The 21,279-nt window shown below is 69.6% G+C and carries 16 protein-coding genes; 2 read left to right on the plus strand and 14 right to left on the minus strand.

Annotated elements, in window-relative coordinates; all coding sequences use genetic code 11:
• Positions 1–32: 32 nt before the first annotated feature.
• The 12 genes from ACFWMR_RS30460 to ACFWMR_RS30515 all read right to left on the minus strand — a co-directional run bounded on the left by ACFWMR_RS30460 (position 33) and on the right by ACFWMR_RS30515 (position 16,368).
• Positions 33–389: a VOC family protein gene (locus ACFWMR_RS30460; RefSeq protein WP_093935892.1), complete on the minus strand. Its 357-nt coding sequence runs from the start codon at positions 387–389 to the stop codon at positions 33–35.
• A 25-nt stretch (positions 390–414) separates the two neighbouring features.
• Positions 415–708 (minus strand): DUF1905 domain-containing protein, encoded by a 294-nt coding sequence (locus tag ACFWMR_RS30465; RefSeq protein WP_093935893.1) that lies wholly within the window; start codon positions 706–708, stop codon positions 415–417.
• 93 nt (positions 709–801) lie between these two features.
• Complete coding sequence (locus tag ACFWMR_RS30470) at positions 802–2,298, minus strand: MFS transporter (RefSeq protein WP_208636012.1); 1,497 nt, start codon at positions 2,296–2,298, stop codon at positions 802–804.
• A 148-nt stretch (positions 2,299–2,446) separates the two neighbouring features.
• Positions 2,447–3,682, minus strand: coding sequence for a cytochrome P450 (locus tag ACFWMR_RS30475; protein WP_378380866.1), 1,236 nt, complete (start codon positions 3,680–3,682; stop codon positions 2,447–2,449).
• 16 nt (positions 3,683–3,698) lie between these two features.
• Positions 3,699–4,640, minus strand: coding sequence for a PDR/VanB family oxidoreductase (locus ACFWMR_RS30480; protein ID WP_378380867.1), 942 nt, complete (start codon positions 4,638–4,640; stop codon positions 3,699–3,701).
• Positions 4,640–5,650 (minus strand): methyltransferase, encoded by a 1,011-nt coding sequence (locus ACFWMR_RS30485; RefSeq protein WP_378380868.1) that lies wholly within the window; start codon positions 5,648–5,650, stop codon positions 4,640–4,642. The genes ACFWMR_RS30480 and ACFWMR_RS30485 overlap by 1 nt, the downstream gene beginning before the upstream one ends.
• Positions 5,651–5,690: 40 nt before the next feature.
• Positions 5,691–6,491 (minus strand): TIGR03084 family metal-binding protein, encoded by an 801-nt coding sequence (locus ACFWMR_RS30490; RefSeq protein WP_378278533.1) that lies wholly within the window; start codon positions 6,489–6,491, stop codon positions 5,691–5,693.
• A 4-nt stretch (positions 6,492–6,495) separates the two neighbouring features.
• Positions 6,496–6,909 (minus strand): SgcJ/EcaC family oxidoreductase, encoded by a 414-nt coding sequence (locus tag ACFWMR_RS30495; protein ID WP_093935897.1) that lies wholly within the window; start codon positions 6,907–6,909, stop codon positions 6,496–6,498.
• A 188-nt stretch (positions 6,910–7,097) separates the two neighbouring features.
• Positions 7,098–8,291 carry an MFS transporter gene (locus ACFWMR_RS30500; RefSeq protein WP_378380869.1) on the minus strand — a complete coding sequence of 398 codons (1,194 nt, stop codon included), beginning with the start codon at positions 8,289–8,291 and terminating at the stop codon, positions 7,098–7,100.
• Between the two features lie 28 nt (positions 8,292–8,319).
• Entirely contained in the window at positions 8,320–9,564 is a 1,245-nt protein-coding gene (locus ACFWMR_RS30505; RefSeq protein ID WP_378380870.1) for a galactosyltransferase-related protein, read from the minus strand.
• A gap of 131 nt (positions 9,565–9,695) precedes the next feature.
• Positions 9,696–10,949, minus strand: a complete 1,254-nt coding sequence (locus ACFWMR_RS30510) for a cation:proton antiporter domain-containing protein (protein ID WP_378380871.1) — start codon at positions 10,947–10,949, stop codon at positions 9,696–9,698.
• A gap of 82 nt (positions 10,950–11,031) precedes the next feature.
• Complete coding sequence (locus ACFWMR_RS30515; protein ID WP_378380888.1) at positions 11,032–16,368, minus strand: type I polyketide synthase; 5,337 nt, start codon at positions 16,366–16,368, stop codon at positions 11,032–11,034.
• Between the two features lie 172 nt (positions 16,369–16,540).
• Between ACFWMR_RS30515 and ACFWMR_RS30520 the strand changes: the two genes are divergently transcribed.
• Both ACFWMR_RS30520 and ACFWMR_RS30525 read left to right on the plus strand, forming a co-directional pair.
• The gene (locus ACFWMR_RS30520) at positions 16,541–17,935 is read left to right on the plus strand and encodes an AMP-binding protein (protein ID WP_378380872.1); all 1,395 of its coding nucleotides are present in this window, start codon (positions 16,541–16,543) and stop codon (positions 17,933–17,935) included.
• A gap of 91 nt (positions 17,936–18,026) precedes the next feature.
• Positions 18,027–19,289 carry an FAD-binding protein gene (locus ACFWMR_RS30525; protein WP_378380873.1) on the plus strand — a complete coding sequence of 421 codons (1,263 nt, stop codon included), beginning with the start codon at positions 18,027–18,029 and terminating at the stop codon, positions 19,287–19,289.
• Here the strand turns inward: ACFWMR_RS30525 and ACFWMR_RS30530 are convergent.
• Together ACFWMR_RS30530 and ACFWMR_RS30535 are read right to left on the minus strand one after the other, a co-directional pair.
• Positions 19,253–20,623 carry a pyridoxal phosphate-dependent decarboxylase family protein gene (locus ACFWMR_RS30530; RefSeq protein WP_378380874.1) on the minus strand — a complete coding sequence of 457 codons (1,371 nt, stop codon included), beginning with the start codon at positions 20,621–20,623 and terminating at the stop codon, positions 19,253–19,255. The two genes, ACFWMR_RS30525 and ACFWMR_RS30530, sit on opposite strands and share 37 nt — an antisense overlap.
• Positions 20,616–21,260 carry a class I SAM-dependent methyltransferase gene (locus tag ACFWMR_RS30535; protein ID WP_378380875.1) on the minus strand — a complete coding sequence of 215 codons (645 nt, stop codon included), beginning with the start codon at positions 21,258–21,260 and terminating at the stop codon, positions 20,616–20,618. Before ACFWMR_RS30535 ends, ACFWMR_RS30530 begins: the two co-directional genes overlap by 8 nt.
• Between the last annotated feature and the right edge of the window lie 19 nt (positions 21,261–21,279).

The raw sequence follows: 21,279 nt of genomic DNA on the forward strand, positions 1-21,279 counted from the left end.
CCTGACGGGAGACCAGGTCTCCCGCCACAAGTTCAGGAAGAGCTCTTGATTCCGATGTTGTAGCCGTCGAGGTCGGTGAACGCCGCGATCCGGCCGTTGGGGGTGTCGGTCGGCTCCAGGGTGCGCTTGCCGCCGAGCTTTTCGGCCCGCTCCAGCGCCGCGTCGACGTCGTCGACCGGGAAGTAGACGACCACGCCGAGGTACGGGCTGTCCGGGCCCGCCTGGCCGATGCCGCCCGTGGGCGGGCTGTTCTCGGCGCCCACCAGCGCGTAGGTGCCGTCCAGCGCGAGGACGTTCCAACCGAACATTTCGTTGTAGAACTTCCGCGCCCGCTCGGAATCGGGAGTGGAGATGTCGAACCAGGCCGGGGTGGCACTAGCGTCGGTCATTACTGTTCACACCTTTCTCAAAGGATCAGCTGAAACGCTGGCTGAGGTGGACCTTGACGTCGTCGCCGACGTCCTTCTTCAGGGTTTTACGCAGGGCGGCCTTGACCGGCATCATGTGCGTCCCGTCGCCGAGCGGCAGCATGGTCGCCTGGAAGTCCTGGCCGTCGATGGTACCGCCGATCTTGACGGCCTTCCTGGTTCCGAAGAGCTCACCGGATTTGGGCACTACCACACAGATCCAGCCGCTCCCGTTCTCCTTGATCAGCGGCAAGGTGAATTGGTGGTCGATCTTCTCCGGGGTTTTGGGTGCAGCCGGCATGAGGTTCGGTCTCCTTGTTCTCCGGGCATTAAACGGGACAAGCCCCGCGGGGAGGTCGAGAACCTCCCCGCAGGACCGGTTACAACGAATTCATCATGCCGCGTCTTCGACCTCGAGGCGCTCGGCCGTCGGGTCACGCAGTTCGGTGGCGACCTTTTCGAACAGCACCGCGATCAGGATACCGCCGAGCACCATCAGCGCCGCACCGATCCGGAACGCCAGCGTGTAGCCCTCGGTCATGGCGATCCGCGGGTCGGCGCCGGTCGCGATCGCGTCCCCGGCGTACCGGATGGCGACCGTCACCAGCACGGCGAGGCCGAGTGCCGAACCGACCTGCTGCATGGTGCTCTGCACGCCCGACGCCAGGCTGGAGTCCTGGACCGTGACGCCGTGCAGCGCGGCGTTGGTCGCGGCGGGCATGGTGGCCCCGGCGAACAACCCGAACACGATCATCCCCGGCATAAGGCCGCCCACATAAGAGGAATCGAGGTCGACCATGCTGGTGATGAACAGTCCCGCACCCGCGCCGACGTACCCGACGGACGCGACCACCTTGACCCCGAGCTTCGGGATGAGTCCGGTGCCGAGGCCGATACCCGCGCCGATCCCGAGGCCGAGCGGCAGCCACGCCAGACCACCTTGCAGCGGCGAGTATCCCAGGATCTTCTGGGCGAACAACGTCATCATGAAGGTGTAGGAGATGAACGCCGCCATGAAGAACAACGTCACGAAGTTGATGGCCGAGCGGGTCCGGTTGGCGAAGAAGTCCAGCGGGATAAGAGGGTTCTTCGCCCGGCGTTCGATGAGCACCGTCGCCACCAGCAACACCACGCCGCCGACGAGCGGAACCATCACCAGCGCCGAGCCCCAGGGGTGCTCGGCGGCGTGCAGCAGGCCGTAGACGACGCCGACGAGACCCAGTGTCAGGGTCAGCGCACCGGCGATGTCGAGCCCGGCGTTGTTCTCGCGCACCATGCGGCTTTCATTGACCAGCCGCGGCAGGAGAACCAGCACCACGAGCGCCACCGGGAGGTTGATGAAGAACAGCCACTCCCAAGACGCGAGGTCGGTCAGGACACCGGAGATGACGTAGCCCAAGGTGCCGGCGAGAGCGATGATGCCGCCCCACAGCCCGAGCGCCTTGGTACGTTCCTTCGGGTCGTGGAACAGCAGCGCGATCAGGCCGAGCGCCGCGGGGGCGGCGATCGCCTCGGCGATGCCCTGGCCGAACCGGCCGATCACCATCATCCACGGCGCGACGGCGAAACCGGACAGCGCCGATGAAATGGCGAAGATGGCCACGCCGGTCAGCAGCAGGCGCCGCCGTCCGAACACGTCGGCCAATCTGCCGCCGAGGATCAGCAGCCCGCCGGCCATCAGAACGTAGCCGTTGACCACCCAGGCCAGGCCGGACTCGGTGAACCCGAGGTCCTGCTGGATCCGCGGCAGTGCCACGTTCACGACGGTCATGTCCAGCAGGATCATGGCCTGCAGCCCGCAGAGGAGGATGAGGGCCCACCATCGGCGCGGATCCGCCGCCTGTGGGGACTCGACCCCTTCCGGACTCGAACTCGAGTTGACTGTGGTCACGCTCGTCTCCCTAATCAATTTTTCCGGCGCGTGGCGCGACGCTCAGCGGGCCGACACGGCCACGCCGGCTCTCTGGCAGGCACTTGAAAGTGTGGCAGCCGGTACTCTCCGTCACCAGTGAATAGGACATGAGTGCGACATGTGCTCCTCATACCCCGTGCCCCGGCCCGGTCGTCCGGACCCGCACCGGCAGCGAGTCCCAAGCCCGGATCGTGTTGTTGAGCCGCCGCCGTCCCGGGCCCACGAGCTCGATGCTCGCGACCCGCTCCACCAGGGCCGTGAGCAGGCATTCCGCCTCCAGCCGGGCGAGATGCTGGCCCACGCACTGGTGGACGCCGAACCCGAAACCGACGTGTCCCGAAGGATCACGAGACAGGTCGAAAGCGTCCGGAGCGGCCCAGCGCCGCGGGTCACGGTTGGCGGCTCCGACGCTCAACAGGACCTTCTCACCGTCCGGAATCGTCGCGTCGCCGACCCGGACATCACCGGTCGTGGTCCGGAAGAACGACTGGACGGGCGACGCCCAGCGCACCGCCTCGTCCAGCGCGACGTGCACCAGCTCCGGCTCGGCGCGCAGCCGCTCCCACTGCTCGGGGTGCGTCGCCAAGGCGTAAAGCATCGACGCGAGCGCGTGAACCGTGGTGTTGACGCCCGCCGCGAAGAGCGAACGGACCACCAGCGGCGCCTGCTCGTGGGTGATGTCCCCACGGTCGGCGGCCGCCCAGATCCGCGCCCCGAAGCCGCCCTCCGCGAGTGCCTCCCGTTCGCAGTGGGCGTTGACCCACACCGAACGTTCCCGTGCTCCCACCGCGCCCGCCGCCACGAGGTCGTTACGGGGTCCGAAGGCGTTGAGCAGAAAGTCGCTGAAGGGCAGCAGGTTCTCGCGTCCGGCCTCGGGAATGCCGACGGCGTCCGGGAAGACCCGCAGCGGGAAAGCCTCGGCGAGCGACGGCACCGCGTCGAATTCCACCACCGGACGGCCGGCCAGCAGCCGGTCCACCATGGACTCCGCCACGACTGTCCACTGTGTACGCAAACGCCGTTGCGAACGCGCGCTGAGCAACTCCGCCAGCACGCGGCGCGGGGCGTCGTGATGCGGCGGGTCGGCCTCGATCACCACGCTCAGCGGCCGCCAGATCTTTTCGGTGCGGAAGTTCGACAGCCCCACTCCCGCACCGGACTGAAAGCCTTGCCAGTCACGCAAAGCGGCGTTCACGTGTTCATGGCGCGCGATCGCGTACACGCCGTAGGTGCTCAGATAGACCAGCGGCCCCGCGTCGCGCAGGAGTGCCTCGTGCGGATGCGGGTCCGCCAGCACTTCGTGGCTGAACGGGTCGATGTCGAACGTCGGCAACGACGGCCTGACGCCGGTTGTCGCGGTCACGATTCCTCCGTCGGTGTCAGAGATCCAGCACCAGCCGGTCGCCGCACGAGCGGGACACGCACGGGAACATGCAGTCGCCCGTCGCCCGCTCGTGGTCGGTGAGCAGCGCGTCACGGTGGTCGACCACGCCGTCGACGACGGCGGTCTCGCAGGTGCCGCAGGTGCCCTCCATGCACGAGGCCAGCACGTGCACCCCGGCCGTGCGCACGGCGTCCAGCACGGTGACGCCGGGCGAGACGACAACGCTCTTCCCCTGTCTGGACAGCACGACCTCGAACGGCGCGTCCCGCACCGGCGCCTGTTCCCTCGCCGAGAACCGCTCGACCCGCAACGCCGTCGGATGCCAGTGGGCACAAGCGATCCGGACGGCTTCGAGGAGTCCCGGCGGGCCACAGCAGTACACCTTGACACCGTCGCGCCTCTCACCCAGCCAGGCGTTCAGGTCGGGCCTGCCCAGTTCGTCCTCCGGCACGAGGTGGACGCGGTCGCCGTAGCGGGCGAGTTCGTCGAGGAAGGCCATCGACGCCCGGCCGCGGCCGCCGTACACCAGGTGCCAGTCCGTGCCGAGCAGTTCCGCCTGGTGGATCATCGGCAGTAGCGGCGTGATCCCGATGCCGCCGGCGAAGAACAGATAGCTTTCCGAAGGTACCAAGGGAAAGTTGTTGCGCGGTCGTCCGACGCCGACGGTGTCACCGAGCCGGAGCCGGTCGTGCACGTACGCCGACCCGCCTCGTCCGTCCGGCTTCCGCAGGACCCCGACCCGGTAGCGGTGAGCGTCCCAGCGGTCCCCGCACAACGAATACTGGCGGGTGATCCCGCCCGGCAGCACGAGGTCGATGTGCGCACCGGGCGTCCAGTCGGGCAAGCGCTCCCCACCGGGATGCTCCAGGCCGAGGACGACCACATCGTCGGCGACGACGTCCTTGGCCGTCACCGACAGCGCCAGTACCCGCGACATCAGCCGCGGACCAGCTCGACGATCGACACGGTCGGCCGGTCCCCGACCGGATGCACCCCGCGCACCACCAGGCCCGCGCGCTCCGCGAGCGACCGGAGTTCGGTGAGGCCGCGCTCCTTGCCCGCGATGTAGACGAGCATGCGGAGGTCCATCTCGGTGTTGGGCGATTCGCCGTCGGTGCCGACGTTCTCCAGCACCAGCACGACACCGTCCGGGCCCGCCGCCTCGGCGCACCGGCGCAGGATCGCGACGGCCGGTTCGTCGTCCCAGTCGTGGATGATCGCCGACAGGACGTATCCCCCGGCGCCCGAAGGCAGCGGCTCGAAGAAGTCGCCTTCCACGGCCGATCCCCGATCCTGCACGCCGCGCTCCCGGAAGGTCCGGCGCGCGCCCGAAACGGGGCCCGGCTGGTCCAGCACCGTGCCGCGGAGTCCGGGATGCGCTTGGAGCAGCGTGGCGAGCAACGCGCCACTCCCGCCGCCGACGTCGATGACGTGTCCGAGCTTCGCCCAGTCGTACGAGACCGCGATCTCGTCGTTGTCGAGCGCGATGTGGTGGCCCATCAATGCGTCGAACGACGCCGAAAGCGCCTGGTCGGACCGGAGATCGTCCCAGAAGGGAGCGCCGTAGCGCCCCACGTAGGCGGGCTCCCCGGTCCGGACCGTGTGCAGTAATTCGACGAACGCGAGATCACCCCGGCCGATCGCGCCCTCGATGTCGAGCCAGGCCCGCCGCGACTTCGGGTGATCCTCCCGCAGCGGTTCACCGGCCGGGGTCAGCGCGTAGGTGCCCGCGCCGTCCCTGGTGAACAGCCCGATGGTGACCAGATGCCGCAGCAACCGATCCATGGCACCGGTGTCGGTCCCGGTCGAGGACGCGATCTTCTCCGCGGTGTCCCGGCCTTCCGCGACGTGGTCGGCGACCCGCAGTGTCGCGGCCACCCGGATCGCCATCGGGGACGCCAGATCGGCCAGTGCCCGGAGCCCGACGCGGCCTGAATCGTCCGACATGCGTCTTCCTCATCGGTAGTAGGTGTCTTCCGGCTCGACCTCAGTGCTGGAACTGGCCGGGAGCGCGCCCGGCGCCCTTGGGGCCGCGATAGGCCTGCGCGATTCCGAGCCACTCTTCGGCCGCGGCCGTGTCACCCTTGAGGTCGAGGTCGTCGCGGTGGCGACGGCGGGTGGCGAGCAGCACCAAGTCCTCGGCCGGCCCCGTGATGAGTCCCGTCTCCGCGTCGCCCGCACCCGCGTACCAGGTCTCCCCGGACGGGCCGGACACCTCGAATCGGAACGGCTTCGCCGGTGGCGTCAGTCCGTTCGACTCGTAGCCGAACTGCCAGGTGAGCGCGACGAAATCGACGATGCGGCGAAGCCGGTCGGTCCGCTCGCGGCGGATGCCCAGCGCGTCGGCGATGTCCTGACCGTGCGCGAAGGCCTCCATCATCCCGGCCGCGCAGAGCACGGTCGGCGGAAGCGGGTTGACCAGCCACGGCACGGTGGACTCGGTGGGGACGGCGGCGAGGGCGCCCACCGCGGCCTTCCGTGCCGCCTGCCAGTGCCCCAGCAGTGCCGCGGGGCCTTCGGCGAGATGCTCGGCGGCGGTGGCCGACACGACGGCGTCGAAGCCACCGCGCTCCCCGATCGTCGAGGTCATCGCGGTGAACTTCTCCGGGTCGGACGCGGCCAGCGCCGCGATGCGGTACACGAAGGTGAGATGGCCGACCTGGTGCGCGACGGTCCAGCCCACCGCGGGGGTGGCCTTGGCCCAGTCCTCGTCGGACAGTCCGGTCAGCAGGTCCTCGAAGCTCCCGGCCTCGGCCGAGAGATCGGCGATGACGGCCTCGTGGCTCATCGCTTCAGTCCCGCGGGGTGTTCTGGTAGGCGGCCAGCCGCCATTCGCCGTCCTCGCGCACGGCGAGCCAGGAAGCGCGGACGACGTTCTCCGGCTTGACCTCGGTCTCGGTCTTGCTCCGGACCCCGCCCTCGGTCAGCAGCAGGATCACGTCCGGGCCGATCTGCCGCAGCTCGAACGGCGTGCCGACGACCTGGGTCCCCTGGTAGGGACCGGCGAAGGCGCCCGCCATGAAGCCGCGGATCTGCTGCCTGCCCTTGACGTGCACGCCGGAGATGATCATGGTGGCGTCGTCGGCGAACACGGAGGCGAAGGCATCGGCGTCGTGGGCACCCCACGCGGCGATGATGCGCTGCGGCAGCGCCGCGACGGCGGCCTGGTCGGCGGGCGTTGCAGTGGGGCGTTCAGTCGTGGTCACGTCTGTTTCTCCTCGCGCACCGGTGGTTCTTCCGTCCGCACCAGTGTCGCGAGCCCGCCCCGGAGGTGTCCTCTTCCATGCTGCTACAGGTGTGCCGGTGTCTCTCACCGTGTGCGGCACGCCAAGTACATGAAGGACCCCTTCCTTGCGCCAGGCGCAGTGAAGGGGTCCTTCATGTACTTGGAGTCCTACGCGGCCCGAGAGACCACCGGCTCCGCCGTCGAAGCCGCCGCGCGTACCGAAGCGGGAGCCGTGGCCGCGGCGAAGGCGGTGATCACCCCGAGCGGCACCAGCAGCAACGCCAGCGCCGCGCTGATCCCGAACTCCTGGGCGAGCCAGCCGAAGATCGCCGGACCCGCGAGCACGCCGGCGTTGTGCAGCGTGCTGTACCGCGCGATCGCGAGGCTGGTGTTGGACTTCGTGCCGTGCCCGACCGCGCTGGAGATGATCGGGATCGCCACGGCGAGCCCGACACCGGCCATCGCGAGCCCGGCGAGGCCGAACCACACGCTGGGCACGGTGACGGCCACCAGGACGCCCGCCCCGGTCATCGCCATACTCCACCGGACCAGTGCCACCGCGCCGAATCGCCGGTGCAGCCGGTCACCGACGAGCCTGGTCCCGGTCTGCGCCACGATGAACGCGAAGTAGCCCAGCGACGCGATGTTCGCCGCCGCCCCGCGCTGCTCGCTCAGGAACACCCCACCCCAGCTGGACACCGCGCCTTCGCACAGCGCGACGGCCGCGCCGAGGCCACCGAGGACGATCACCGCGCGAGTCCAGCCGGACAGGAAGCCGACCTTGGGCGCCTTTTCCTCCGCGCGCGAAGAAGCACGCTCCTCGGTCAGCAGCCGGCGTCCACTGAACAACGCGATGACGACGAGCACCGCCGAAACGACCCAGAAATGCGAACTCAGCGACCATTCCGCGCGCACCGCCAGTACCGTGCCGCCCGAGCCGAGCAGCGCGCCGATGCCCCAGACCGCGTGCAGGCTGTTGAGCACCGGCCGCCGCGCCCGCCGTTCCACCTCGACGCCCTGCGCGTTCATGGACACGTCGAGAAGGCCGGCGATGACACCCCACGTCAGCATCCCGAGCCCGGCGGTGATCGCGCCCGGCATCGCCGCCATGAGCGGCAGGAACCACGGCAGGACAAGGGAAGTGACGCGGATGACCGCGCGGCTGTCGAGATGGTTCGACAGATGCCCCGCCAGCTGCATCGCGAGCAGCACACCGACGGTCTGGGCGAGCAGCACCATACCCAGTTCCGCGAAGTTCAGCCCGAGTTCGATCCGCAGCTGTGGGACCCGCGCAAACCAGGAACCGAGCATGATCCCGACCATCAGGAAAATCCCCGAGATCGCGATCCGCTGTCGCCGCACTTCCTTCACCGGATGGATTTCCGGCCCGCTATTCATCGCCGCTCGCCACGCCGGACGTGTCCCCGAACCCGGACTCGCCGGTCCAGCTGCCCACTTCCACGTGCGCGTTGAACGGTTTCCCCTCGGCGTCGCGCATCGGCGGCCGCCGGTGCGCGAGGTGCAGGAAGACGTCGTCGTACTGCGTGACATCGCCCGCCGCGGAGATGCGGTAGAGCATGTCCTCGTCCTCGCCGCCCCAGCCCTTGTAGCGTTCGTCGAAGCCGCCGATGCGGTGGAAGATCTCCGGCCGCGTCCACAGGCACGCGCCGGGAACGTCGCGCAACAGCAGTCCGCGCGCCCCGGCCAGCGGCGCCTCCGGGGTGTTCTCGCCGCATCGCCGTTCGATCAGCCAATCGCTCGACGGCGCGTCCAGCGACAGCATTTCGGTATGCGGCAGATGCGCGTCGGCGCGCTGGTCGGTGAAACGCGCGTGGTTGCGCCCCAGGAATTCCCGGTCCACCAGGATGTCCGCGTCGAGCAGGCACAGTGTCCTCGCCGCACCGAGGGTTTCGCGTACGCCCACGTTCAGCGTCCAGGACTTGTTGAACGGCCCCTCGCCCTTGATGTGCACGTAGTGGTCGGCCAGCGGCTCGACGACGTGCTTCCAGCGCGGTTTCTCGTCGAACTCGACGACTGTGACGCGATACCGGTCAGCCGGGAAGGTCTGGTCGCGCAACGCGAGCAGGCAGGCGGTCAGGTTCCGGATCCGGCCCGCGCCGTCCCGATCGGACAGTGGGACGACGACGAGGATCTCGTCGCCGATGCCGGACGGCCGTGAACGCACGTCGCTCGCGAGTTCGACCAGCCTGTCGAGACCGGCGGGCCCGGCTTCCGGTTCGTAGAGCCTGCCGCGGAAGTAGTTGATGTAGACGTTGTCGTCCGCGGCATCGGCCTCACGCGCCAGTTTTCCGGCCAGTTCGGGGTTTTCGTCGAGCAGCGCGACGACACGCTCTTCGAGCCGGCGTTCGGCGAAGGTGTCGGTCGGTTGCGCGACGAGCCGCCGGTACGCCAGGTCGTGGCCGATCACGGCTTCGAGCGGGTCGACCACGGCGCGGTAGAAGCGTTCGCTGTGCATCCAATAGTCGGCGGCGACGGCCGGGACGGCGGGATCGTGGGCCAGGACGACGTACCGGACGATCCGCCCCGCGAGATCCGCGCTCCCCGGCTCGGCCTTCCAATACGCCGATGCCGAGGCGAAGGTCTTGCCGCCGGTGCGGGTCGGCCGGATCTGCATCGGATTGGTCGCCCGTAACACGCACATCGGGCTGCAGTCACAGGGATGCGGTTGCACTGCTCCTCCGTCCCTCGAATTCTTGACGACTCGGATACCGAGCGTGACAGTCGGTGACGGGGCGGTACGTCTTCTCAATTGCCGACGATCTCGAAGATCTCCGGCTTCGCGGGCGCCTTTTCCCGGCGGCTGAGGAACCGCATCAACGGTCCCGTGATCGCGGTGGTGACCACGGCGACCAGCACCAGGATCGTGAACCCCAACTGGTTGACCAACCCGTATTTCAACCCGATCGTGGCGACGACGAGTTCGGTGACACCGCGGCAGTTCATCAGCGTGCCGAGCTGGATCGCCTGTCTGCCGGGCAATCCCGCCAGCCTGGCCGCGCCGCCGGCACCGATGAACTTGGTCAGCTGAGCCACCACCAATATCCCGGCGAACAGCAGCCAATGCGAAAGATCCGCGCCCAGCAGGCCGATCGAGGTGCTCAGCCCGACCAGCGCGAAGAACAACGGGAGGAGCACGACGACGGTGAAGCCACGCAATTGCGCGCTGATCCGCTCGACGGCGGGGCAATCGCGCGGAACCGCTGTCCCGAACAGGAAAGCGCCGAGTAGCGCGTGCAGTCCGAGCAGCTGGGTCAGCACGGCGAAGCCGATCGCGCCGACGAGCAACAGCACGGTCAGCACCTTGTCGGACTCGATCCTGGTGACCAGCCTGCCGAGTATCCGGCGCACGACCAGATGCGTGAAGAGCACGAGCACCACGGCCAGGATCGCCGTCATGACGACGTTCCCGTCGCCGTGCTGCCCGATGCCCACCAGGATCAGGGTGAGGGTGAGCCAGGCGACGCCGTCCCCGATCGCCGCGCTGGTCAGGGAAAGCGCGCCCAGCCCGGTCCGGTCGAGGTCGAGATCGACCAGGATCCGGGCCAGTACCGGCAACGCCGTGATGGCCAGCGCGAGCGCGAAGAACAGTACGTAACCGGTTTTCGGGGCGTCCGCGCCCGCCAGTACGGACGAGGCCGCGAACGCGACGCCGATCCCGGCGGCGAACGGCAGGCCCATTCCGCCCAGTACCACCGCGCCGACCAGGGACTTCCGCTCGATCCGGTCGGTGCGCAGTTCGCAGCCGAGCAGGAACATGAACACCACGAGGCCCAGCTGCGCCGCTCTGTCCAAACTGGACAGGACATCGGCGGTGAAGAGCCATGCGCCGGCCGAAGGCCAGATCAGCCCGAGCACCGAGGGGCCGAGCAGGAGGCCGCCGACGATCTCGCCGAGCACCGGCGGCTGCCCGATTCTGCGCAGGACCTCCCCGCAGAAATGGCTCACCAGCAGGATCGCCCCGACGGCGAGCAGGAACCGCGTGATCGGTTCGATGGCCATGAGCGCGCCTCTCTGGAGGAACTACGGACACCGAAGGGCGTGGGCGGCCTTCGAGGCCACCCACGCCCTTCGACTGAGGAGATCAGGCCGCTTCGGCCTGGTTTTCGCCCGCCCCGGCCAGCTCGGCGAGGCCGGCGTGGACGTGGTCGGACATCGCGGCCACGGTGGGCCTGGCCCACAGGATGGTCGGCGGGAGGTCCAGCCCGTAACGCCGCTGCAACCGCACCCGCAACGCCACCGTCATCACCGAGTCGACACCGAGTTCGACCAGCGGCCGCTTCAGCTCGATGTCGCCCGCCTCCAGGTTCAGCTCCGCCGCCACTTGCTCACGGACGTCGTTGGTGACCTTTTCCCGAGTGTCCTCTTCGGACAGATTCGCGAAGTCGACGGTGAACCCGTTGCTCGCGTTGCCTTCGGTGCTCTCGTCGATCACCGTGAGCTCGCGGAACATCGGCAGCTTCCGCTGGTGCGGCGGCGTCGGCAGCACCCGCAGCACCGCCTGGTAGTCGGACGAGAACCGGTCGCCGAACGCCCACGCCCGGAACGCCTCCGCCGCGGAAACGGCTTCCAGGCCACGGGAGTTCGCTTCGAGCATCGTCGTCGCGATGTCCTGCGACAGACCGACACCGCGCCACGCCGTCCAGCCGAGGCTGATCGTGTCGTTGGTGCCGCCCGAGTTGCGGTGCGTGGCCAGCGCGTCGAGGAACGAGTTCGCCGCCGCGTAGCTCGCCTGCCCGGAAAGGCGGGCGAACTGACCACACGAGGAGAACAGGACGAAGAAGTCGAGCGACCCCGCCGGGAACAGCCGGTGCAGCACCAGCGCGCCCCCGACCTTCGGCGCGAACACGTCGCGCAGCCCTTCCTGGTCGACCTTGTCCACCAGCGCGTCGTTGACCACACCGGCGGCGTGGATGACACCGGTCACCGGCGGGAGGCCCAGCGCGCCCGGCTCCAGCGCCGACGCGACCGCGTCCTCGTCGGTGATGTCGAGCGCCAGCACGCCGACCGTGACGCCCAGCGCTTCGAGCCCGAGGACGCTGTCGATCTGGTGCCGCACGTCCGGGTCGGTCACCGAAGGCCATTCCTTGCGCGGCGGCAGGCCACGACGGCCCGCCAGCAGCAGGCGGCGGGCGCCGCGGTCGACCAGCCAGCGGGCGACTTCGAGCCCCAGCCCGCCGAGACCACCGGTGATCAGCACCGTGCCCGAAGGCGAGCAGTGCAGCGGGGAACCGTCCGCGCTGCGGGTGATCTGGCTCAACCGGGCCACTTCCGCACCCGCGCCGGTCAGCGAGATGACGTCCTCGTCACCGGCCGGGCCGCGGAAGACCTCGATCAGCCGCGCACCGAGGTCCGGCGCCGCGGGGTGCTCGACGTCGATCGTGCCGCCCCACAGTTCCGGGTGCTCTCCGGCGATGACGCGGCCGACACCCCACAACGGGCCGTGCGCGACGGAACGTTCGTCGGCGCCCTGGCGGACGGAGCCGGTCAGCGTCCAGATCCGCTGGGCCGCGACCTCGCCCTTCGACGTCGACCGCAGTTCCGCGATCCGCTGCGCGGTGCGGACGAGCGACCACGTCGCGCGTTCGGTCGCGTCCTCCAGGCGCTCGCCTTCCGCCGCCAGCGAAGGCGCGACGACGACCGCGCCCGGGTTCGCGAACAGTCCGGCCGTGAGGTCGAGCGGTTCGCCGTCGGCGGCGACCTCGACCGCGGTGGCCGTGACCCCCGCGGCGGTGAACTGCTCCACCAGCGTGCCGGTGGTGGCGGGCGAGCCGACCACGACGATCTGGTCGAGGTCCGAGGCCAGGGTGGCCTCGGGAAGCTCGTGCCAGGTGATCTCGTGCACCAGGTCGCGCGGCAGGACCGCAGTGCCCAGGTGCTCGACGGCCGCGAACTTCAGGCCGATGACCTCGCTGATGATGTCGCCGTCCTCATTGGCGACCAGCACGTCGACGGTGTCTTCCGGCGACTTCGGCGAACGCGTGGCGTGCACGATGATCCGCGCGGGCGGCTCGCCCTTCCACGCCACCTTCTCGATGCCGCGCGACATCCACAGCACGGTGGCGTGGCCGGGCGAGACCACCATCGCGCTGATCGTGAGCGCGGCGTCGATCACGTGCGCCCAGCTGGTGGCCAGCTTCGCGGGCGGCGCGACGCAGTCCATCAGCGCGAGCTGCTCGACGTCGTCGTAGTACAGCTCGCTCATGTCCCACGGGAACGCGTAGCCCTCGACACCCATCCGGCCGAACATCTCGTCGGCCTTGGTGAGCGAACCGGACGGCAGGCGGTCGCGGATCGTGGCGAAGTCGATCCGGCCCTCCGGCGCCTTCGCGCCGGTGTCGATCGTCGCGGTGGTGTGCGTGATCCACTCGTCGTCCTCGGCGCTGGTGTCGTCCGCGATCCGGGTGGCCAGCGCGAGCGACCGGCCCTCCTTGACGATCTGGACGATCCGGGCGGGCTGCACGGCGAGCGGGGTGCGCAGCACGATGTCGGTCAGCGCCGGCGCGATCTCTTCCTCCGCCGCGAGGGCGAACGTGTTGATGATCGACGCCGCCGGGGTGACCTCCACGCCGACCAGGCCGTGGCTCTGCGGGTACGGACGGCTGTCCATGTCGAGCCGGGTCTGCCAGACCTGCCGGGACGGGGCGCCGGACACGGTCATCCGGCCGCCCAGCAGGCTGTGGCTCTCCGGGTCGTGCCCGCTGCCGAGACCCGCCGAACCGGCGTTCTCGGGGAAGATCCAATAAGGACGGTGCTGCCACGCGGCCGCCGGGATGCCCAGCAGCTCACCCTCCGGGAAGTCGCGCGTCCAGTCGATCTCGACGCCCTGGACGTGCAGCTTGGCGAGGTTGTGCAGCAGGGTGCCGACCTCGTCGGTGTCGCGCCGCAAGGTGGCGCAGCCCGCGAGGTCGTCGATGCCGAGGCTCTCGGCGGTCTCGATGATGGAGTGCGAGACGACCGGATGCGACGAGATCTCAACGAACACCCGGTGCCCGTCCTCGAACGCGGCCGTGACCGCTTCGGCGAAGCGGACGGGGTTGCGCAGGTTGCCTGCCCAGTAGTCGCCATCGCGGGCGGCAGCGGAGCGCGGGTCGGTCAGCGCGGTGCTGTAGAGGCTGACCGAAGGCGTCCGCGGGTTAAGCTGCCGGGCCGCGGCCGCGACCTCTTCGAGCACCGCGTCCACGTGGGTGCTGTGGAAGGCGATGTCGGTGTCGACGACCCGCATGTCGATGCCCTCTTCACGCCAGCGCGTGACGAGTTCCGCGATCGCGCCCTTGTCGCCGGAGACGACTGTCGACGTCGGGCTGGCGGAGATCGCCGCGACGAGGTCGGGACGGTCACCCAGCTTGGCCTGGACGTCGGCGAAGGACAGGCTCGCCAGCACCATGCCGCCGTCACCCTCCAGCCGTTGCAGCGCGGCCGCGCGGCGGCAGGCGAAGCGGGCGGCTTCGAGCACGTCGAGCGTCCCGGCGGCCACCGCGGCGGCGATCTCGCCGACCGAATGCCCGATGATCGCGCCCGGCTTGACACCCCGGCTGCGCCACACCTCGGCGAGACCGACCTGCATGGCGAAGGTCAGCGCCTGGACGTGCGCGGCGGTCCAGGGACCGCCGTCGAGGATCGCTTCGCGCGGCGTCCAGCCGAGTTCCTCCTGGTACACCCCCGCCAGCGAGTCGATCGTGGCGGCGAATCCGGTGTGCTCGGCGAGCAGCTGGCGGCCCATGCCGGACCACTGTGAACCGTGCCCGGAGAAGACCCACACCGCGCCGTCACTCTGCTCGCCCGCCCGGGCCAGCAGGATGCCCGGAGCGGGTTCGTCGACGGCGATCGCGCGGAGCCGCTCGGCCAGCTGCCTGGTGGAGGCGGCGATGACCGTGCCCCGCTGCGGAAGGTGCGAACGCCGCTGCGAAAGCGTGTACCCGATCGACGAAAGGGACGCCCCGGGGTTCGCGTCGATCCAGTCCGCGACCGAACCGGCCAGCCCGCGAAGACCCGCTTCCGACATGGCGGAGATCGGGAAGACCTTCCGCGTACCGTCGTCGCCGTCCTTGCGTGCCTGGGTTTCCGCCGCCACGGGGCCCTCTTCGAGGACGACGTGGGCGATGGTGCCGCCGACGCCGTAGCTGGAGACACCGGCACGGCGCGTGGCGCCGCCCGCCGGCCACGGGGTGTTCTCGCCGACCAGTTTCAGGCCGGAGTCCGGAGCCGAGATGGCGTCGTTGGGCTCGGTGTGCAGGCTCGGCGGGATCTGCTCGTTGCGCAGCGCCAGCACGGTCTTGATCACCCCGGTGATGCCGGAACCGCCCTCGACGTGCCCGATGTTGGGCTTCACCGAGCCGACCAGGCAGGGGTTCTCCGCCGACCGCACGGCACCGATGACGGCGGCGAGCGCCTCCACCTCTTCGCCGTCACCGGTCGGGGTGCCGGTGCCGTGCGCCTCGATGTAGTCCACAGTGGACGGATCGACACCCGCCCGCTGGTAGACCTCGCGCAGCATCTGGGCCTGCGCGTCGGCGTTCGGCGCCATCATGCCCTCGGAGCGGCCGTCCTGGAAAACGCCGCTGCCGCGGATCACGGCCTGGATCGGGTCGCCGTCGCGGACCGCCTCCGAAAGAAGCTTCAGCACGATGACACCGGCGCCCTCACCGCGGCCGTAGCCGTCGGCGTTCTTGTCGAAGGCCTTGCTGGTGCCGTCCGGCGACATCGCGCCCGCGCCCTCCAGCGCGACGTTCAGCGCCGGGGTGGCCATGATGTTGACGCCACCGACGAGCGCGATGGACGTCTCGCCGGCACGCAGGCTCTGCGCCGCGATGTGCAGGGCCGTCAGCGAGCCCGCGCAGGCGGTGTCGACGGCCATACTCGGGCCGCGGACGTCGAGGAAGTAGGAAACGCGGTTCGCGATCCCGTAGAACGTCGTGCCGTTGACCGCGTACGCGCCGGTGAGGGGGATGTCCTCCAGCAGGCGGCGGCCGTAGTCGTTCGAGTTCGCGGCGACGAACACCCCGGCGTCGGAGTCGCGCAGCGAAAGCGGCGGGACACCCGCGTCCGCCAGCGCCTCCCAGGCCAGTTCGAGGATGAATCGCTGCTGGGGGTCGAGGAAGTCCGCCTCACGCGGGGAAATGCCGAAGAAGTCGGCATCGAATCCCTCGATGTCGTCGAGGAAGGAACCACGGATCGTGGTCCCCCTCAGGATGGCCGTGGCCTGGGGACTGCCCGCGGCGTAAGCCTTCCACCGCTTCTCGGGCATGTCGCTGACGGTGCTCTTGCCATCTGCGAGGAATTCCCAGAATTTCTCCGGTGAGTCGAGGTCTGGAGCGAACCTGCAACTCATTCCGATGATCGCAATGGCTTCGTCGGGTGCTTTGTACTCGCTCAAGTCCTCGCTCCTCGAATAGGTCGCCCGATCGGAGACAACACACAATTCCGGCGCGTCTATGTAGGGGAAAGCTTCGGCCCTGACAACCGTCTTCGGCATCTCCTCGACTGCTTGCGCGTGATCCTCGAGCGATCCCCGAGTGCGAGCGCAAGGTTCGAGACGCTCCCGCTCGCGGCCCGTGGGAGTGTCCGATCGGGCCCCATAGCGAGGAGGAGTCATGCCGGCATCAGCGGGTCGGTCGACCGGGACGGGAGTCGTGCGGTGGCCGAGAAGTGTCGCGGACCGCTATTTCGCCGAGGGCTGCTGGGAAGGCCGGTCGCTGGGGACACAGCTGACCGAAGCCGCACGCAAGTACCCGGACGAGGTCTGTCTTGTCGACGGGGAGACGCGGCTGACCTTCGGCGAGCTGCTGGCGAAGGCCGACGGCGCGGCGATCCGGATGAGCGCGGCGGGTATCGGCGCCGACGACCGGGTCGTCATCCGGTTGCCGAACTGCTGGGAGTTCGTCGTCACCACGGTCGCCTGTCTACGGCTCGGCGCCGTCCCGGTGTGGACGGTGCCGCGGCTCGGCGAGCACGAGATCAGGGGCATCCTCGCCAAAGCGGAGGCGAGCGCGATCGTCGTTCCGGATGTCCACAAAGGATTCGACCATCAGGCGCTCGCCCGCGAAGTCCTGCCGGACGGGCTCGTGTTCGTGATGGGCGAGGACGTCCATCCGGGCAACATCGACCTCCGGGCGCTGTTCGTCGCGGACGAACCCGCCGAAGTCTCGCGAGCACTCGACGCGGCCGCCCCGAACGGCGACGCCGTCGCGACCTTCCTGCTCTCCGGCGGGACGATCGGCGGGCCGAAGCTGATTCCGCGCAGCGGCAACGACTTGAGCTACATGATCAAGACCGCTTCGGAGATCTGCCGGTTCGGTCCGGGCACCTCGTATCTGGCGGTACTGCCGCTGGGGCAGGGATTCGCCGGCACCGGGCCGGGGATCCTGGGCGCGCTGCTGTCCGGTGGCCGGGTCGTCATCGCGCCGTCCCCCGCCCCGCACCAGGCGTTGCCGCTGATCGAACGCGAGCGGATCACCGCGACGTCCGCGGTGCCGGCGATCCTGCGTCGCTGGATCGAGTACCTGGACTCGGAACCGGGGATTGATCTGTCGACTTTGGAGATGATCCAGATCGGCTCGGCCGAGCTCGATCCGTCGCTGGCGGCGCGAGTCCGGCCGAAGCTCGGCTGTACGTTGCAGCAGGTCTTCGAAGTGGGTGAAGGACTTCTGTGCCTGACAAGGCTCGACGATCCGGACGAGCTGATCCTGCACACCCGGGGAAAGCCGATCTCGCCGCATGACGAGCTCCGCCTCGTCGACGACGAAGGTTCGCCGGTGGCCCCGGGCGAGCCGGGCATCCTGCTGGTCCGCGGCCCGTACACGGCTCGCGGCTATTACCGCTCCCCCGAGCTGAACGCGCGATCGTTCGCCGACGGCGGCTGGTACGACACCGGCGAAGTCGTCCGGCTGACGCCCGAGGGCTACCTCGTGGTTTCCGAGCGAGAGAAGAAGGCGCTGCGAGCGAACATCGCTTCACACCTTGAGGTCCGGCTCCCCGACGCCGCCTGAACCCGCAATCGGGAAGAGGCCGGACGCCCTCGAAGACGATTACCGTCATTGCCGAGGGAAGGGCCGTTCCCCGGACCGGAGGTCGCATTCCGTGGCACACCACGATATCCCACCCCGGCTGCCGATCCCCGGACGCGGAGCCGTGGCACTGCCCGAACTCGCCGGAACGCTCAGCGTCCGCGACCGTGACCTCGCGGACGCTGAGCGGGACTTCGGCGGCCACGTCCACCGGCGGCCGCTCGCCGTCGCTTTCCCGGGCACCGCGGTCGACGTGGCGGCGCTCGTCCGCTTCGGCCGGACGCACCGGATCCCGGTCGTGGCCCGCGGCGGCGGAAACTCCGTCGACGGCCAGGCCCTGGTCAGCGGCGGGATCGTCATCGACATGTCGACGCTCGGCGGGGTCCGCCCCTTCGGCCCGGACCGGATCAGTGTGGACGCCGGCGCACGCTGGCGCGCCGTCGTCGACGCGACGCTGCGCACCGGCACCGTCCCGCCGGTACTCCCGGACTATCTGGAGCTTTCCGTCGGCGGTTTGCTGTCCACCGGCGGTTTCGGCGGCGCGAGCCACCGGTTCGGCTCGCAGGCCGACAACGTCCACGACCTCGACGTCGTCACCCCCGACGGCGAATTGGTGACCTGTTCGCCCACCGGCAACGCGGACCTGTTCGACGCCGTGCGCGGAACGCAGGGACGGCACGGGATCATCACGCGCGCCACCGTCGCGCTGACCCGTGCGCCTTCGAAGGTCCGGCGGCATCGCCTGACCTATCACGATCTCGGCGCGTATCTCGGCGATCAGCGGCGCCTGGTGGACGAACTCCGCTTCGACCATGTCGACGGTCAAGCACAGTTCGCGGACGGACGCTGGCGTTTCATCCTGGAGGCGGTTTCCTCACAACCGCAGCCGATCGACGACCTCCGGCACGATTCCGCCGAGATCGTCGAGGCGACCTACCGGGAGTTCGTCGACCGGATCCGGCCGATCGAGGCGCAGCTGCGGTCGGCCGGTTCGTGGTATCACCCGCATCCGAGGGCGAACGTCCTGCTTCCCGGCGCTCACGCCGAAAAGGTGCTCGGCGACGCTTTGGCGGGCCTGACGCCCGATCTGCTCGGCGTCGGCGGGAGTGTGCTCCTCTATCTGTTCCCGACGGCGCGGGTCGCCGCGCCCCACGTCCCGAAGGCACGGGATCGGTACACCGTGCTTTTCGGTGTCCAGCGGACCTCGCCGCCCGGAGATCTCACGACGCTGCGACGGATGCGCGAGGCCAACGCCGCCTTGCACGCGACCGCGCGTCGTCTCGGCGGCGCGAGCTACGCCTACCCCTTGGACGCCACGGCCGCCCAGGCCGCCTGAACCGCGGCGACCCCGCGATCGACGTCCGCTTCCGTGGTGGTCCAGTTGGACAGCGAGATCCGCATGAGCCGCTGACCGTGCCAGGTGGTCGCGCCCATCCAGCACTCGCCGGACCGCTGCACGGCTTCGACCACGCGGTCCGTTTCGGCGCCGAAGCTCACGAGAACCTGGTTCAACACCACGTCGTTCACGACGGTGACGCCTTCGATCGCTTCGAGCCGTTCGGCGAACCGGCGGGCCAGCGCGCAGCAGCGGTCGACCATCTCGGCGATCCCGGTGCGGCCCAGCTCGCCGATCGCCGCCCACGTCGCGAACCCCCTCGCCCGGCGAGAGGACTCCGGCACGAAGTCGCCCGGCGCCCGCATGCCGCCATCACCCTGGCCGGTCAGGTAAGCGGCCGTCATCGACATCGCGGCCCGATGCGACTCGGGGTGGGCGCAAAAGGCGTAACCACTGTCGTAGGGGACGTTGAGCCACTTGTGGCCGTCGACCGCCCAGGAGTCGGCCTGTTCCACTCCCGCCATCAGAGGACGAAACGCGGGGCTGGCGGCCGCCCAGAGCCCGAAGGCGCCGTCGACGTGGACCCAAGCACCATGCTCGTGGGCGATCCGGATCGCGGCGGCGAAGTCGTCGAACGCGCCGCTGTTCACGTTGCCTGCCTGAAGGCAAACGATTGCGGGCCCATCGAGAACTCGCTCGAGATCGGCGACGTCGATGGCGCCCTGCGCGTTCGCGCGCACCGGCTCGACCGCGTCGGTGCCCAGGCCGAGGAGCCGCAGCGAGCGGTCGATCGTCGCGTGACGCTCCTCGCCGGCGATGACCCGGAGCGGCGGCGCGCCGGGCAACCCTCGGCGCTCGACGTCCCATCCGGCCTGAGCCAGTACGTGATGACGGGCGGCGGCCAGGCCGACGGTGTTCGCGCCCTGTCCGCCGGTCACGAAACCGAAGGAGGCCGTGGGCGGCAGGCCGAGGAGGTCCTTGAGCCATTCGCCCGCCACCTCCTCGACGATCGCGGCGGCCGGAGACGTGGCCATGTTGAACGCGGGCTGATCCCAGCCGGTCGCCAGCATGTCGGCCGCCGTCGCGGCGTCGAGCGCGCCACCGGTCACGAAGCCGAAGTACCGCGGCCCGGTGGACGCCACCAGCGCGGGCTCGACGGCGTCGGCCAGCCGCCGGACCACGTCGGCGGGCGGGGCGGGCGTCTCGGGCAGATCGCCGAGCTTCTCCCGGACACCGGCCGTGTCGTCCGGGAAGACCGGCGCTTCGGCCACGCTTTCGCGGTAGTCGGCCACCCGGGCGGCGACCTCGGCCAGCAGACCTCGCAACTCACTCATCCGACGGCTCTCTTTCGATCGTCGCGAACCAGGCGGGAGCGCCGTTCTCATCGTGGAACCTCGTCCGGACGCGCTCCTTCTCGATGCTCTTCACCCGCCATCCTTCACCGAAGGGGGCTGTCAGCGCCTCACGTTTTACGGGGTGCGGCCCGGTGCCCTCGCCTTCGTCGCTGAAGCACAGGATGTACAGCGTTCCCGTCGTGACCGCTTCGAGGCTCTTGACGTACTGGACGCGCTCCTCGGCGTCGAAGGCGTGGAAGAGCCCGCAGTCGACCACGGTGTCGAATCGGCGATGGAGTCGCTCCAGGTGGAGCGCGTCCGCCGTCGCGAACTCGGCGTCGAGACCCCTGTGCGCGGCCTTCTCGCGTGCGGCTTCGAGGGCGGTCTCGGCGACGTCGACGCCCAGCACTCGGAGCCCACGAGACGCGAGGTGGAGCGCGTTCTCACCGGATCCGCAGCCCGCGTCCAGGACCGTGCCGGTGAACCTTCCCGCCGCCCTGACGAAAGCGGGCTGAGGTCCGCCGAAGTCCCAGGGAGCCGGGCCTTCGTGGTACGAGGCGTCCCAGGGCAGGCCGGTCATGCGCTCATGACTGGTCGGCGTCCTGCCGCCGAAGGGATCCTCGGTTCGCTCCGGCATGTGGCCTCCGTTCGGCTCG

It is taken from the genome of Amycolatopsis thailandensis, from assembly GCF_042723255.1.
Classification (GTDB): Bacteria; Actinomycetota; Actinomycetes; order Mycobacteriales; family Pseudonocardiaceae; genus Amycolatopsis; species Amycolatopsis thailandensis.

Bases quoted from the DNA above. Each gene is read 5' to 3' on its own strand.
- ACFWMR_RS30520 (WP_378380872.1), top strand. From the start codon at position 16,541: ATGCCGGCATCAGCGGGTCGGTCGACCGGGACGGGAGTCGTGCGGTGG.
- ACFWMR_RS30465 (WP_093935893.1), bottom strand. From the start codon at position 708: ATGCCGGCTGCACCCAAAACCCCGGAGAAGATCGACCACCAATTCACC.
- ACFWMR_RS30490 (WP_378278533.1), bottom strand. From the start codon at position 6,491: ATGAGCCACGAGGCCGTCATCGCCGATCTCTCGGCCGAGGCCGGGAGC.
- ACFWMR_RS30505 (WP_378380870.1), bottom strand. From the start codon at position 9,564: ATGCAGATCCGGCCGACCCGCACCGGCGGCAAGACCTTCGCCTCGGCA.
- ACFWMR_RS30480 (WP_378380867.1), bottom strand. From the start codon at position 4,640: ATGTCGCGGGTACTGGCGCTGTCGGTGACGGCCAAGGACGTCGTCGCC.
- ACFWMR_RS30535 (WP_378380875.1), bottom strand. From the start codon at position 21,260: ATGCCGGAGCGAACCGAGGATCCCTTCGGCGGCAGGACGCCGACCAGT.
- ACFWMR_RS30485 (WP_378380868.1), bottom strand. From the start codon at position 5,650: ATGTCGGACGATTCAGGCCGCGTCGGGCTCCGGGCACTGGCCGATCTG.
- ACFWMR_RS30530 (WP_378380874.1), bottom strand. From the start codon at position 20,623: ATGAGTGAGTTGCGAGGTCTGCTGGCCGAGGTCGCCGCCCGGGTGGCC.
- ACFWMR_RS30460 (WP_093935892.1), bottom strand. From the start codon at position 389: ATGACCGACGCTAGTGCCACCCCGGCCTGGTTCGACATCTCCACTCCC.
- ACFWMR_RS30510 (WP_378380871.1), bottom strand. From the start codon at position 10,949: ATGGCCATCGAACCGATCACGCGGTTCCTGCTCGCCGTCGGGGCGATC.